This is a genomic window from Vibrio mytili (assembly GCF_000830505.1).
GTDB classification, from domain to species: Bacteria; Pseudomonadota; Gammaproteobacteria; order Enterobacterales; family Vibrionaceae; genus Vibrio; species Vibrio mytili.
The window spans coordinates 116,517-132,194 of record NZ_JXOK01000010.1 but is presented as its reverse complement, the minus strand read 5'-3'; the positions used below and the strand labels follow the sequence as shown (position 1 = coordinate 132,194).

General features: G+C 44.5%; 9 protein-coding genes and 3 pseudogenes. 3 read left to right on the top strand and 9 right to left on the bottom strand.

Annotation, left to right across the window (positions count from 1 at the left end; translation table 11 throughout):
* The first annotated feature begins 9 nt into the window (after window positions 1-9).
* Window positions 10-1,644 carry a response regulator gene (locus tag SU60_RS04955; RefSeq protein ID WP_041154592.1) on the top strand — a complete coding sequence of 545 codons (1,635 nt, stop codon included), beginning with the start codon at window positions 10-12 and terminating at the stop codon, window positions 1,642-1,644.
* A 202-nt stretch (window positions 1,645-1,846) separates the two neighbouring features.
* Window positions 1,847-2,455, top strand: a complete 609-nt coding sequence (locus tag SU60_RS04950; RefSeq protein WP_041154591.1) for a response regulator transcription factor — start codon at window positions 1,847-1,849, stop codon at window positions 2,453-2,455.
* A gap of 4 nt (window positions 2,456-2,459) precedes the next feature.
* On the opposite strand, the pseudogene SU60_RS04945 reads toward SU60_RS04950, so the two are convergent.
* From SU60_RS04945 to SU60_RS04925, 5 genes and pseudogenes are all read right to left on the bottom strand, one after another.
* Window positions 2,460-3,349: pseudogene (locus SU60_RS04945) on the bottom strand (LysR family transcriptional regulator).
* Window positions 3,350-3,461: 112 nt separating this feature from the next.
* Window positions 3,462-4,859, bottom strand: a complete 1,398-nt coding sequence (locus SU60_RS04940; protein WP_052481486.1) for a GGDEF domain-containing protein — start codon at window positions 4,857-4,859, stop codon at window positions 3,462-3,464.
* A 59-nt stretch (window positions 4,860-4,918) separates the two neighbouring features.
* Window positions 4,919-5,521 carry a response regulator transcription factor gene (locus tag SU60_RS04935; RefSeq protein WP_041154590.1) on the bottom strand — a complete coding sequence of 201 codons (603 nt, stop codon included), beginning with the start codon at window positions 5,519-5,521 and terminating at the stop codon, window positions 4,919-4,921.
* Between the two features lie 20 nt (window positions 5,522-5,541).
* Window positions 5,542-6,684, bottom strand: a complete 1,143-nt coding sequence (locus SU60_RS04930) for an EAL domain-containing response regulator (RefSeq protein WP_041154589.1) — start codon at window positions 6,682-6,684, stop codon at window positions 5,542-5,544.
* A pseudogene (locus tag SU60_RS04925) lies at window positions 6,677-10,331 on the bottom strand (ATP-binding protein). Before SU60_RS04925 ends, SU60_RS04930 begins: the two are co-directional and overlap by 8 nt.
* A 354-nt stretch (window positions 10,332-10,685) precedes the next feature.
* Here SU60_RS04925 and selD point away from each other — a divergent pair.
* Window positions 10,686-11,727, top strand: a pseudogene (gene selD / locus SU60_RS04920) (selenide, water dikinase SelD).
* Window positions 11,728-11,855: 128 nt separating this feature from the next.
* Here selD and SU60_RS04915 read toward each other — a convergent pair.
* The 4 genes from SU60_RS04915 to hypE form a co-directional block, all read right to left on the bottom strand.
* On the bottom strand, window positions 11,856-13,115 hold the full coding sequence (locus SU60_RS04915) for a rhodanese-like domain-containing protein (protein WP_041154679.1): 1,260 nt from the start codon (window positions 13,113-13,115) through the stop codon (window positions 11,856-11,858).
* A gap of 82 nt (window positions 13,116-13,197) precedes the next feature.
* A complete protein-coding gene (hypB, locus tag SU60_RS21240) occupies window positions 13,198-14,334 on the bottom strand; it encodes a hydrogenase nickel incorporation protein HypB (RefSeq protein WP_084735615.1) in 1,137 nt (378 codons plus the stop codon).
* A gap of 1 nt (window position 14,335) precedes the next feature.
* On the bottom strand, window positions 14,336-14,677 hold the full coding sequence (gene hypA / locus SU60_RS04905; protein ID WP_041154588.1) for a hydrogenase maturation nickel metallochaperone HypA: 342 nt from the start codon (window positions 14,675-14,677) through the stop codon (window positions 14,336-14,338).
* A gap of 8 nt (window positions 14,678-14,685) precedes the next feature.
* Complete coding sequence (hypE, locus tag SU60_RS04900; RefSeq protein WP_041154587.1) at window positions 14,686-15,678, bottom strand: hydrogenase expression/formation protein HypE; 993 nt, start codon at window positions 15,676-15,678, stop codon at window positions 14,686-14,688.

The window sequence follows — 15,678 nt, the reverse complement described above, 5'->3', positions numbered from 1 at the left end:
TATCAACCTATGAATATAACCCCTAATTTGTGTAAGGCCCTGGTCGCGGACGACTCAAGACTAGTAACGAGCAGTATCACGTTGATCCTGCGACAAGCTGGATTCAAAGACATCATATGTGCTTTTACTCCAATGGAAGTCGTTAGTTTATGTAAGCAAACTCACTATGACCTCATTATCTGCGACTATAATTTCCAAACACAGTTTAATGGATTCCAAATTTTAGAAGAGCTGCGACATCACAAAACCCTCCCTGCAAAAACCGCGTTCATTTTTCTCACAGGAGAAAATGATATGAGGATTGTACGCTCTATTATTGACAGTGAACCCGATGACTATTTATTAAAGCCGTTTAGCCAAGTCTTTTTTCGTGCACGGGTTCTGTCTGTTATCAGACGCCGAAGCGCACTCTTACAAATTTTTGAAAAGTTGCATGCAGTTGACTACGAAGGAGTCGTGCATGCTTGTGATGAGCTGCAACCGCTTCATCCAGAGTATTCGAAACTCATCCGAAAATACCGTGCCCACGCTTTGGTACAGAATAAACAGTTTACGAAAGCACGTGACGAATACGAATTGTTACTCAAAGAAGACAATTTTGACTGGATAAAAACGGCTCTCGCCAACACGCTAATAGAGAGTAACGATCTCGGCCAAGCACAGCAGTTATTAGAAACGTTACAAAGTAAAAAAGATAATCCTTTTTACCACGATGAAATGGCGAAATTAGCGGTACTTAACGAAGACTTACCCAAGGCTATTGAACATTTAAAAGAGTCGACAATGCTGCTTGATGCTGGTGCAGAGCGGGAACTGGTGATTGCGAACCTATCGTTAGCGGAATCCTCATTTGAAGATGCCGTTATTTATATAAAACGTTATTATGAAAAGAATAGAAACACCTTCAGAGGTGGCGTATTCACGAAACTCAACTACATTCGATGCTTCCTTTATCGCGAGCTTTTCAATCCTTCAAACAGTAATTTCGAAAATATCCTTTACGGGCTGAACCCGATGATCAGCGAAATAGAGAAAGTCGATCATCTCAAAACCCAGGCACTGCTCATTAAAACACATATTGCTTTGATCAAGGGAAATTTGAAAACCGCAATGTCTGCCGTACAACAAGCGCTGAAGTCGAATAACCTGACACATTTCTACGACCAATATCACTTCTGTCTGCTCCTTGAATACTGCTCATTCTTTAAAGATGTAAAAGCACTTCTCCCTCAAACCAGGGAGTCTATTGGAAAAACGCAGCATCCGAGTATTCTTCGTAGCCAAGTGCACATGTTCAAAAATTTAGAAAAAAATTTGTATGAATCGCATAAAAAGATCAGCGCACTACGACAGTTCCTTTCCACGAAAAAAAGCATCTCTACCTCAGAAGTAACCTCTCACTTTGACCGTTACTTTCAATTGCATGATCTGTTGCCAAATTCCACAAAAACTTGTCTTGCGATTCTTAAGTTGGCGTCAATGCGTCCATTGGATTACCAAGGTAACTATCATATTTTCAATAAATTAGAATCATGCGATTACGTTGTCAGGAGCTTATACAGCGACGAAGAATTACACCAGATGAACTACGATTCTATGTATCAGTCTGCGAAAAATAATATCAAGTTACACTCAGCAAACTGATTGATTTTTGATGCTCTACAAAGAACGCCAAACCGTTGGTCTTGGAACAGAATTTAATTTCGGTCTCCCGCGAGACCGGTGAATTTCATTTTTAGAAAATGTCATTTTCCTTCACTTGGACAAGATTTTTCCTACAATCCAAATAAATCCGAAGACAGGTAGTCGGACATCACAAATTATATTGAATAAAATGAGGTTCACTATGAATAACGTTCTTATTATTGATGCACAACCTTTGTACAGTGAGGCACTAGCAACCCTGATTAAAACCGCACTCAATGTAGCAAATGTACATCAATCAACAAACTGTGCAGAAGTAATGGACTTCGTTCGAAATCAACGGATTGATTTAATTCTTCTAGACGTTGTCATCGGTGATCGCGACGGTATGCGTCTAGCCAAAAACATTATGGCGACAGGATACCAAGGAAAAATACTGTTTGTTTCGTCGCGCGATTACTCCAGCCTATCAAAAGCGGCATACGAACTTGGCGCAAATGGCTTTATCAACAAGAGTGAAAGTAAACAAACCATTCTTGACGCAATTGTCAGTGTTTCTCGTGGTTACTCAATATTCAAATTAAAACACAAGCAATCAAAAGGTGCAGTAGCGTTATCGAAGCGAGAGGCCATGGTCTTCCACTACCTAACGCAAGGCTACACTAACAAGCGCATCTCTGAACAATTGTCATTGAGTGCCAAAACCATCAGTACTTATAAAACCCGAATTTTGAAAAAATATCATGCCACTTCGTTAATTGAGTTAATGCATACGATTTCAAATTCAGAAGACCGACTAGTTTGTGGATAACTCATCACGACTTTGTTATGTATTTTGTAATTGTACTGGTCAACAATTGGTACATTGCATCATGACGATGGCTTTGTTTAATTTGCAGTACGATTTTGGGCAAGCCATCAGGATAGAAAGAGTCAGAGATAGGGATAAACTGATAGCCGTCCATTCGAGACTGAAATTCATGTAGGACGGTTGCCGCTCCAAGCTCTTTAATGACTTTTAGTACTGCACTGACATTGTCAAAAGACGCAACGCGATTGATTTGCCAACCTTGCGCTTCCATTACTTGTTTTGCTAATTGCTCACGATCCTTCCAGCCAAGGATGCTCAGCATCACAAACGGTAATTGAGCCGCTTGTTCCAGAGTTGTAACGCCGATCTCTTCAGGAACCACAACACCAGTACGCGCATAACCAATAAACTGTTGGTGGATAGACTTAGGCAACTCATCGTTAAAATAGTGTAACTGAGCGTCAATTTTCCCTAGTAATATATCTTCGATACTATTGTCTGAGTGACTTGTCAGCGTAATATACGCCTTGGGAAACAGCGACATAAGTTCCATTGCTAGTAGATGTCCAAACGAATATTGCGCAACTTGGGGCAAGCATATCGTGATGTCCTTTTCATAGGTTTTTGGATCAAACTCTGTACCATTTACACTCATTTCCAATTGATCCAACGCAGCAGAGATCTTGGGTAACTGGCGAGTTAAATAGTCAGTCGGCTCTAAATGATGAGGATGCCGAATAAATAACTCGTCATTAAGTTGGAAACGCAAGCGAGCAAGATATTTACTTATCGAAGCTTCACTTTTCCCCAGCGTCTTAGCTACGGCTTAAGCTGACGATGTTTTTCTAATAGTACTAATATTTTTAGTAGATTGAGATCCAGCTCTTTTTTCACACGAGGTACCATTTTAAAAGGGTCTTACAAAAAAGCAGCCATAAAAACAAGCTGCTTTACTATATAAGGTCATAACTTACATTTAGTCAAGTTAATCATATAGTTACCTCCGTCATACGCGTTGCTGTTTCATTTTATATAACGCTTCATCTGCTCGCACGATGACATCTTCAACATTTTCATTAGTCTCACCAGAAGCCAAACCAACGCTGATACTGATTTCAATATCTAGCGTTTTTAATCGATTTTCTTTCACTGCTGCTTGTAACTTAGTCGCAAGTATAGAAGCCTGACTGCGACTGCATCCAGGTAGAATAGCCACAAACTCATCTCCACCAGTTCGAATAAGATAATCGCTGTTGCGAAATACTTTTTTCATTGTATTTGCAATGATAGAAATAACTTCGTCACCAACATGATGACCGTAACGATCGTTGATTCGTTTAATTCGATCACCATCTATAGCCAAAACAGAATAGCTCTCCGTGACCAAGCGACTTTGAAAAGTCTTGTCTTTATAGACTCGTCGGTTAAACAACCCAGTTAACTCATCTTTCGTAACATCAGTCAGCGCCGTGGCAAGCTTTAGGCGGCTTTGTTTCGACTCCTGAACTTTGACAAAATAAGCTAACGCAACAATAAAATAGATGACGTAAAGAAAGCTATAATCAATAATCACTTTGCTAAACGGATATTGATACACGATCAAATTGGTATTGTCTGCCATAAACGACTGAGTATAAGCAAACTTCTCCCAAGGATAATCCGAGAAATAAATAATGATCTGTTCACTGCCGTTCGTCGTTGTCGTGGTGATAGATTTCCCTTCACCGTACAATTGTTCTAGGTAAATTTGAGATCCAAACTCCCCCACTAACTCTCCTTTATAGTACACAGGACTCATGATGCTAAGTGCCATTTCATTGGATGATTTGCTTTTAAAAGGCAAAGAAATGAGGACGCGATCCACTAGCTGGCCTTTCCACGCTGCGACAAGACATGTCATCTCTTCTGCGCATAATGCCAAATCAAACGCATCTTTATCGTTTTTCAGTCCGTCAATAGGATATTCCAGTATTAACTTGTTGCCACTATAAGAGCGAAAATAGAGCACCGAAGAGCCCTGCTGATAGACACTGGACAAATACTGTTCCGCTTGGTGAAATACTTTACGAGCGACCGCTTCCACATAATTCAGAGAATCATTTGGCTTCAACGAATACACTGCATCTTGAAAAGAGTATTCGGTATTAGATTCCACCTCTTTTGCGCTCAAGTCACCGTTCTGTCTGAGCTCAGACTCTGCCAACAAGCCAAACAGTATAACCTTTTGCTTCACTCGCGACAGATATTCCACATAGGTATGAAACTGTTTCACTTCATACGAAATCAATACGGCACCTATAGCCGTCACTGATGTAACGAATAACAACGTCGCGATAAACAACGATAGAGAAATATTTTTAACCTTGGTGTTCACACCTGCCACCCCTTTACACTTTTCGCCCATTCACATCACGACACATGGTTAAATCCATCTCCTCACGTGCTTTTGTTTCGCAGCTAACCTCACACCGCTTCACTAACCTCGCCCGCAACCTTAGTTAACTCAACGATGTTTTTTACATTGTATTTGTCGAGTACGCGACGTTTATAGGTACTCACCGTCTTATCACTAATGGACAGAATTTCTGCAATATCACGGTTGGACTTGCCCTGCATTAAAAACTTCATGACAGCGGTTTCTCTGTTTGAGAGCATCGGGACATCCCGCACTTCGCTGGTGACTTGTTTAAATTTGAAAAAGGTATACCCTTTACTGACTGCTTCAATAGCATCTTTAAGAATGGCGTGATCCTCTGATTTACACACGTATCCATCCGCACCAGAGCGAAACGCCATTTGACTGTACATTTGGCTAGACTCAGCAGAAAAGAATATAATCTTACCGTCGTAGCCATGTGATTTAATTCGTTTATAGAAATCAAATCCGTCGCAATCCGCTAAGTTAACGTCCAAAATAATTAAGTCGATATCATGCTCTTTTATCGACTGCAGTGCTGATTTTGCAGAAGTAGCGCTCATCACCTCTTTAGTGATGTCAAGCCCCTCCAATAGTGATTTAATTGCGATACAAACAAGTGGGTGGTCATCAAAAATTAAACAGTTCATTGTATTCTTCTTATTTCAATTTATATTGCTTCTAATGGCATGGGCTTATCAAAATAAAAACCTTGGCAAAGGTCGATACCGAAACCGCGCAGGGTTCTTAACGTTATTTCATCCTCGATACCTTCGGCGACAACCTTAATGCCTAAGCTCTTGGCTAGTGCACAAATTGCAATGACAATATTTTGTTTTTTCAGATCACTGCTCACGCCAGTTACGAGTGAACGATCGATCTTGAGTTCATTAAAGGGTAGCTGGGCTAACTTTTCAAAACTTGAAAATCCCGTTCCGAAGTCGTCAATAGATACTGTGACTCTATTCAGCCTGAGCTTTAACAAATTTTTATAGATAACCGCATTAGCTTGGAACGCATCTCGCTCGGTTATCTCTATCGTGAGTCTCGACGGATCGGTGCCAAAGTCACGACAACGTTGCAGAAACCGGGTAGCAAAATGTCGGTCCGCTAAGTTGTTATGATCGACATTGATAGACACTCGACTGATCGAGCTGTGGCTTTGCATATCCGAAATGACACCACTAAAAACCGCTTCAAATAATTCTGAAGACAGTTGACAGCGTTCAACCGTGGATAAAAAGTAATAAGGGGTCAATACTCCAAAATCAGGGTGGATCCACCTTGCAAGAGCTTCATAACCTTCGGTTTCTCCGGTTTTCATATTAACAAGGGGTTGATAGTAATTTTTTACTTGGTCTTTCCCCAAGGCAAATAAAAAGTCTTGGTCTTGAATATCAACAGCAGGTGAAGATGACGCTATTCCTTCTGTTTCTTGCTTCATTTGGCGAATAATTTTAGCAATATCTGCGCTTTTGAAAGGCTTTTGCAGTTTTCCTATCACATCAAAACTAAATTCAGCACACATCGCCTGCAATGCAGAAATAATCGTGAGCTCCATTGCACTGACGAGCACCACTTTGCCCTTGTATTCGATCTGATGAAGCAATTCCATCATGTCAATACCGTCTTTGCCGGGCATCATGATGTCGCAAAATATCACATCGATATCACCGGCTGTGGCGCAAGTAATCGCATGGTCAACACTATTGAAGCGCATAACACTGGCACCGTGTTTACGTAGCGCATGGCTCAATAAAGTCGTTTGAAGAGGGTGATCATCAATCACCATCACATTGAGTATTTTATTCATGTATACATATCCACTTATTAATGCTCTCGACCTCCCGTTCGATACGTAATATTAATTCCCCGATACGTTTCTCAAATTCCATCCCAGCGGCTTGTTCGGCTTTATACATAAGTCCGCTAATGAATCTAGTCCTACTGCGCCTACCGCACCTTTGATGCCGTGTATAACTCGTTTTAATTCATTCTCTGTTGGTAGGGTTTTTAAGTTGTTAATATCAATTTCCATTGAGGTATTAAAAATTTTTGCAATTTCCATTGCTTCTATTTCGTTGTATTTTTCTATCCACTTTGATGTATGCGACACGTGCTCTTTAGCAATAAAAGGGAGTAATATGGTCCTCAAATCGTTTAAATCGTACGGCTTATACAGCACATCATCGATACCAATGTCCTTCGCCTTGTTATTGGCAAGGCGAGAGTCTTCGGCGGTAACACCAACAATAGGAATCGACTGGAACTGTGGACTGCTTTTCACTTTTTGAACCAACTCAAAACCATCCATTTCTGGCATATGAAAATCGGTCAAAATTAGTTCTACATCTTTTGCTTTATTGATGTATTCCCACGCCTCTCGTCCGTTATTTACGATAACAGGCTGTATGCCAAGCTTCTGCAATTGCATATGCACAACGCTTTGGTTGATTGGGTTATCTTCCGCCACTAATACCGTTCCAGATGCCCAGTGAATCGCTTCTATTTGAAGTTCTTGCAAATCGTCACCGTGTTGTACGTGTTGCTCTTGACTGAACAGACGGAACAATGCACACGGATATTGCAGCTCCTGCTTAGATAACGACGTTGTTGTCCTGTCACCAGCGTTAAACATAACGCCAATAAAATGTTCATTGTGGTCAAATTCTGCGACTAAATCTGGGTCAACACTCGCTGGTGCCATTCCCCACACTTCGCACCATTGGCGAATACTTAATGGCAGTGATTCACTGTAAGTCCAATTAAAATGACGTTTGGCGTGTGCTTCACAAGCTGTCACTGGTAGTCGAACGGTGATCGTGGTTCCAAGCCCATATTGTGAGTCAATCATCAGGTTGCCCCCCATACAATCCACCAACCGGTCAACGATACTAAGCCCTAACCCTGTGCCACCGAATTTGCGAGTAATGGTGTCGTCAGCTTGGACGAATGGGCTCAAGACGCCTTTGACTTGATTTTCTGACATCCCAATTCCGGTATCGGCGACTTTCAAGGTGAGTTGTTCATTCTGTACAACGATACTCGTCGCAATTTCACCCTCACTAGTAACTTCACCGCATTGGACAGCAAGTTCGTCATGATCTGAACCAGTCTCAAGGAGTCGACTTCAAAGACGGATTCGCTTATCGGTTTGATCGTAACTTTGAAATCTAATCCTTTATCACGCGCTTTTGGTTCAAAACCTTTTAATACATCGCATAGCACCGGCAGTAGATCCGTTTTTACCGGAACAATATTTAACTGACCCGCTTCTAACTTCGAGTAGTCCAATACCTCATCGACCAACGTATTTAAGTGGCGAAGTGCACGCATGGCCTGAGCAAGCAGCGCTCGGCTCGAAGGTTCTAGTACTTGGTGCTCTAAGAGATCGAGTATGCCATGCGTGGCTGATATTGGGGTTCTTAACTCGTGACTCATGGTCGCTAGAAAGTTTTCACGAGCACGAACCGCTGATTGGGCTTCTTTTTGGGCATCCATCAGAGCCTGTTCTCGCGCTTTTTGCTGCGTAATATCGTGGACTACCGTTAGTACAAACTTCTTTTTACCATTTGGAGCTGCAATCGTTTTACGCTCACGATGAATGTAACTTATCCCCATCACACAACCTGAAGCTGCCGTTTCTTCTGAAATTCTCTGGCCGCGAATCACACAGGCGAGTTCACCTTCGTTATCAACTAATGGGCGTGCTGTGTTAACACTTTGAAGAAAACACTGCTTACATTGACCACTTTGATAACGGGCACAGTTACTCATTTCAAGGTGGTTATCTTCGCTATGAATGAAAACAAGGCTATTGATCTCTTGGATAATATCCATCAACCACTGCTTTTCTTTCTCTTCATTATTTGCGTTCAACTCAGCCAAATTCACCTTAAGGCGTAAATGAGCCAATATGAAATAGGCAATAATCAAGAACACAGCAAAAACAGCGGCGCCAACAAAGGCCATTATTGTGATCTGCTTGTCGTTGTAGCCGTAAACCAGATTGAAATTTCTATATGAGCGCAGCAATTTTTCTATTTCATTTGAATCGATCGTTGCTATTACGCTGTCAAGCACATTTTTTAGTTGGGCATCATGATTGGCAACCGCAAAAGCAATAGAAAACGAAAGCGTATTGTTTTCACTGATCGTCAATCCGTCTACGTTGTCCTGCACAATCATGCTGTGAACGATATCGTCGGGTACGTATGCCACGTCAAGGGCACCCTGCTTCAAATCCGACAGCAACGCTTTGAGATCACTGTAGCGTTTAAAACGTTTTTCCTGCCAAGTATCGAGAGGGACCACACCTTGTTTATTAAAACTAAGGAGAATGCCAGCATTCGGTTTTTCAAAGGTTTCAACCTGACTCTTAGCTTGGACTGCAACAAACTTATCCTGCATAAATGGTTGAGTCAGTAACCAGTCAGACACAGGAACTTGGTCAACATAAGCAACTGGAACCAAGTCTGCATTGAACTCTGTTAACCCACTGTTTAGGCTGGATTTAGGTTTATTAAACTGAAATGATAAACCTGTTCGAGCTTGAATAAGCTCAATAAAGTCAGGCAAAAAACCGTCAACGTCACCTGACTCTGGGTTACTGGATAAGAATGGAAACGCCTGCTCACTGCTGCTATATGTGATGACGTGATCGCTACCATATGTTTTACGATAATCAATCAACATTTTGTCTGTAATATGGTAACGGTTTTGCGAGGCCACTGAACGGATGTTGCGACCTGATTGCTCCCACTCTAAGATTCGATTGATTTGGTCGATGAGTTCATTTTGCTTTAACGAAGCAATAAAGCTCACCTCCTCTTGATGCAACCAGTTAGGAATATCCACCACACCGTTAATGACATTATTCTTATCTAAGTACTGACTGATCGCAACATAGGTAGAAACTAAAGCATGAGCACGTCCGCTACGTACTTCATCGAACGCTTCAACGCGTGTTTTTACATAGTGAACATCGGATGCACCCAGAGCTTTAATTCCATCACAATAAACACTCCCCTCGACACAGACCCATTTCAGATTCTGAATTTCTCGATTTTTGGAGTTTTCATCGCGATACCACACGGCAATGGTGCTCGAGAAGAAGGGCTTAGAAAACAAGAAGTTTTTTTCTCTTTCGGGCGTTTTACTAAAGCCCACTGCGCCATCGATCACACCATTTTCTACATCATTAAGTAGAGGGACGATGTGTTTGTAAGCACGTAGTTCGAGCTTAAGGTTTAATACCTTGGTGATATTTGCAAGGTAATCAAGGTTAATACCATAAAAAGGGCCAATACTGTCTAAAATGGAATCGGCTGATTCGCGTTGAGTGATCACACCAACAACAATGGTTTGTTTGTCATCTTGGTTCGCAGATGCGCCGAATGAAACCGCAACACAAATCAACGCGGCGCTCAATAAGGAGATTTTTTTTAACGTACCGAACATAACCGATTCCTCTGACTGGGGAATCAGGGTAATCTGTGAAACTACAAAGTCAAATAACGCAGCTTCAAATAAATAAAATAAACAATTGATTTTAAATGACTTTGCGAAATTAAGTAAGAAAGTTCTGACGCTACTTTAAACCTACGACTACACCCAACATTCGACGTATATCTCGTTATCCATTGCTTTAGTAATGTAACCCAATATCAAAACGCGGATTTTTAGCGACCATTTTAACATTCGTCTTCTTGCCATCACTGATTCATGATGTAGATCAGCGAGTCGAGTCATCATTCATATATTATTTTAAATATTCAAATATTTTTTAGCATCAGAACATGAGCATTGATTATGATTGAAGATTCGATTCGCTTGACTGAATACAGTCATGGCGCGGGATGCGGCTGCAAAATATCCCCCGAAGTGCTTGCCACCATTCTTGCCTCTCAACAACCCAATTTTGTTGACCCTAACCTGTTAGTTGGCAACCAAAGCTGCGACGACGCGGCAGTCTATAAACTCGATGACAAAGTGGGTATTATCAGCACCACGGACTTCTTTATGCCTATCGTGGACGACCCATTTACCTTCGGCCGTATTGCTGCGACGAACGCCATTAGTGACATTTACGCCATGGGCGGCACTCCCATTATGGCAATTGCGATTCTTGGTTGGCCAATCAACAAATTGTCGGCCGACGTAGCGCAACAAGTGGTTGATGGGGGCCGTAAAGCATGTGCGGATGCCGGCATCTGTTTGGCGGGCGGTCATAGCATCGACTCACCTGAACCCATTTTTGGCTTGGCGGTGACCGGTCAAGTGGCGCTAGACCACATTAAGCGTAACGATCACGCGCGTGAAGGCGACGTCATTTACCTCACCAAACCGCTGGGGATTGGCATTCTGACCACCGCGCAGAAACAGAAAAAAAATTGCCGAAGGCGACACCGACATCGCGGTAAACGCCATGTGCCAACTAAACAAGATTGGTGAACAGATCGCGCGCCTTGACGGTGTGCATGCCATGACTGACGTGACAGGGTTTGGTCTCGCCGGCCACCTGCTTGAAATGTGTCGGGGCTCTAACCTAAACGCTACCATTCATACAGAAGAATTGCCATTGCTTCCCAAAGTGGATACGTATCTACAACAAGGTTGCGTACCGGGTGGCACCCACCGCAACTTCGCCAGTTACGGTGACAGCTTGCCAAAAATGACCGCACAACAAAAAGCCATTGTATGCGACCCACAAACCAGTGGTGGCCTGATGATTGCAGTTGATCCACAACACGTTGAACACTTGGAAACACTGCTGGCCGAGAGTAACCTGCCTCTGTTTAAAGTTGGTCAATTCTCAGCACACAACGGTGAGGTGTGCCGCATTCACTTCCTCTAACTCCCTCGCCCAAATAAACAAAGAGGCAACGTGCTGAAATTTAAGTCCATCACGTCGCCTCTTTATTCTCTTTCATGTCTACCGCTCATGCTGCAACGATAGATGTAATTCACCGCGAAAGTTAGAGTTTATTTCCCTGCCCATTGATACCAACCGCCGTCATAAACGCTGATATTTTCCCAGCCCATCACGTAAGCATCAAAAAAGACTTCAGAAGCACGCCAACCGGTACCGCAGAAAAACGATACTTGTTGCTGTGGCTCGATGTTGGATTCATGCCAGAACTGAGTGATTTCATTCGCGCTGCGCATGGTTTGGTCTGGGTTACGAAAATCTTCCAGATGGTACGCATCGCTGCCCGCGTGACCCCATTTTGCGCCCGGAATATGACCTTTGGACTGAATGTAATCGTAGCCGCTAGTTTCCCCGTTAAATTCGGCCAAGGAACGAATACTCACCAGCGATTGCTTGTCTTGTGGTAATGTCAGCAATGCTTTCGCTTCTGGCAGGTCAATAATGTAATTTTTATTGGCTGGAATGGTCTTACCAAAAGATGTGGTCGCCGAGACGTCTGGTGACGTCATTGCTGTTTTGTAACCACCATCTTCCCAAGATTGCCAGCCGCCGTTGAGCAGACGCACATCTTGCACCCCCACATACATCAGAATGTTGGCCAGTCGCGCTGCCGCCGTGTTATCGCGGCCGTACAAAATCACAGTGGTGTCGTATTTGATACCGAGATTGTTAACCAGAATTTCCAGCTGTTGGTCAGACACGCGGTTCCACCAAGGTTTCGATTCGATGTCGTTGGTATTGACATACTGAGCGCCCGGAATGTGCGCCCACAGGTACTTGGTTGCCGGACCCCATGCCACTTCCAGCACTTTGTAATCGTTACTTGGGGCATGTTGTACGGTCTCACCTTTGAGCACGTCATCCAACCACCAAGCTGGCACCAAGTTTTGGTAACGGGGCAATGCTACCAACTCGCCTTGGTATTGTTCCAGCGGCTGTTCAATGATCTCGACGGATTGAAAACCATGATTCAACAATGTTTTTTTCAATTGAGCTGCACTTTCAACGGCGCAGTAAAGAAAAGTAGGCTGATCTTTAACCAGCGACTTATTCTCGATGATCTGTTTTAGTTCATCGGTTGACATCATTTCGACCCAGCGCGAATCAAAGTTCACCGCCCCCGGAATATGACCGCCAGCCGTTTGGCCCATTTCTGGCCAGCCGTTGTAGAAGTTACTGTCGCGACAATCGACAATTTGCACCTTATCCTGTTGCGCTTGTTGGCTCTCCAAGACATCGGAGAAGGTAGCCGCGGCAGCGATAGAGCTAAGGCTGAAGCCGCAGAGAAGAAGAGACATTTGACTTAAACGCATGATCGAACCTTTTAACGAACGTTGCTTAAAATACACATGATGGGCGGAGTCGCCCAACATTCAGAACCACATGGCGATGACGTTATAGGCCCGAAATAGAACAGTTCACCACCGCGCGCTGCTCGGTCAGCCAATTGAGCCAAGCGTCGAATCCTTCACCAGTGGTCGCTGATAACTGAATCACCTGAATCGCTGGGTTCACTTTCTTGGCATTGTGAATGCAGTTCACCACGTCGAAATTCACGTACGGCAGTAAATCCGTTTTGTTGATGATCATCAGTTCAGATTCAGCAAACATGTTGGGGTATTTCAGAGGTTTGTCCTCTCCTTCGGTGACCGATAAAATCGCGACTTTGCAACGCTCGCCGAGATCAAAGCTGGCAGGACACACCAAGTTGCCCACGTTTTCGATGAAAAGCACACCGGACTCATCAAACGCTAATTGGTGATACGCGTGGTGAATCATATCGGCATCCAAATGGCAGCCTTTACCAGTGTTGACTTGCAAGGCTGGCACTTGCGTAGCGCGAATACGGTCGGCGTCGTTGCTGGTTTGTTGATCCCCTTCAATCACCGCACATGGCAAGCGATCTTTCAGACGATTTAAGGTTTCAACCAACAAGGTGGTTTTGCCTGAACCCGGGCTGGAGACAAGGTTGAGCACCAACTGACCAGCGGCAATGAAATGCGCGCGGTTGTGTTCTGCCACTTCGTTGTTTTTGCCCAAAATGTCTTGTTCCAGTGTGAGCAATTGACGTTGAGATACGCCCGCCACATGCACCTGCGCTTCGCCGCGACCAAAATGCATATCACCATTTGCATGCGTCTGCGCGTGATGCTCTGCGTGGTCGTGATCGTCTGAGTGAGCATGATGGGCGTGGTGGCTCTGTTCCGCATGACTGTGTTCATGGTGCGCATGGTCAGAGTGACTATGTTCATGGTGACTATGTTCATGATGTGCATGGTCAAGCTGGGCGTACTGCGGCGCTGATGCCGGAGTAAAGCCATGATAATGAACGTGATGATGAACATCGCCTTGGTGGGAGTAATGATGATGAATCACCAACGGTTGTTCGCTAGTGTGAGTGTGATACTCACCGTGATCGTGCGCATGGTCATGAGAATGCCCGTGCTCATGTGAATGTCCATGAGAATGGGGATGATCATGCTGATGACCGTGCTCAATTTGGCTATCACCGCAGCCACAAACAGTACACATATTATTCAACCTCGATGTGTTTGACCTGAAGTTCTTCGCCTTGCTGCACAGTCAATTGATAACTGTGGCACTGCGGACAACTGTCTTGATAATTCTGAATTGCAAACTGGTGACGACACCCTTGGCACACGGCAATCGCTGGCAGGGTTTCTATCACCACTTCGGCGTCCTGGGCGATCGTTTCGCGGCTGGCCATTTCTAACCCAGTTCGCAACGCTTCTGGCTCAATGCACGACAACACCCCAACGCTGAGCGTAATTTTGGTGACCTTGCGGTAGTGGTGCTTTTGAGCTTGCTCGACAACCAAATCGATGGTTTTCAAGCTAATGGAAAGTTCATGCATGGCGCTTCTCAACAAATTCGTGGCAGCAACTCGCCTGCCGGAAAGTCGAGGTAACGACGACTTCCCCAAGGGTTGCATAAAATGGGACGCGCTGGCGTTCCGGCTTGCACGGTGCCAATACACGCGGCGTTGGTATGATGTTGGCGCAGCGCGGCCAGTGCGGTGTCGCAATCTTTGGCGGGCACGGCCAGCACAAAAGTGCCTTCATTGGCCAAATCGTAAGGTTCGAACCCAAACAGTTCACACAACCCGCGCACAGCGTCGGTCACGGGCACACTTTGCTCATCAATCACCAACTGTACTTGGCTGGTTTGACACCATTCGTTGAGCACCGCAGACAAACCGCCGCGCGTGGCATCGCGCATGGCGTGAATCTCAATGTCGGCGTGCAAAAGCGCGTTAACCGCTGGCCACAACAGATCACAATCGCTCTCGATTTGCGTCTCTAGCGCCATCGATTCACGCTGCGCCAGCACACACGCACCGTGACAACCAATATCGCGTGACACTAAAATGCAATCGCCCGGTTGCAGGTTGTGCGCCGACACACCGTCACGCAGGATGGCGCCAATACCGGTTGTGTTGATAAAAACTTTATCGACACTGCCTTTAGGCACCACTTTGGTATCGCCACACACAATTTGCGCGTCGATGCGACTGAGCTCCCTGGCCATGGTGTCGACAATATCGGTCAGCTCACTCAGCGCCAGCCCCTCTTCAATCATGAAACCGCAACTCAGATATGTCGGTTTCGCCGCAGCCATCGCCAGATCGTTACAGGTGCCCGCAATCGCCAGCGAGCCGATATTGCCGCCTGGAAAAAATAGCGGTGAAACGGTGAAACTGTCGGTGGTCATCGCAATCGGGCCGCTGATCGACAAGCTCGCAGCGTCTTCGTCGCGTTTGAGAATTTCGTTGCCAAAGCGCGAGAAAAATAACTGGCGAATAAACTGGCCCATCTCTTGACCGCCGCCACCATGACTGATTTGCACGTGAGTCAT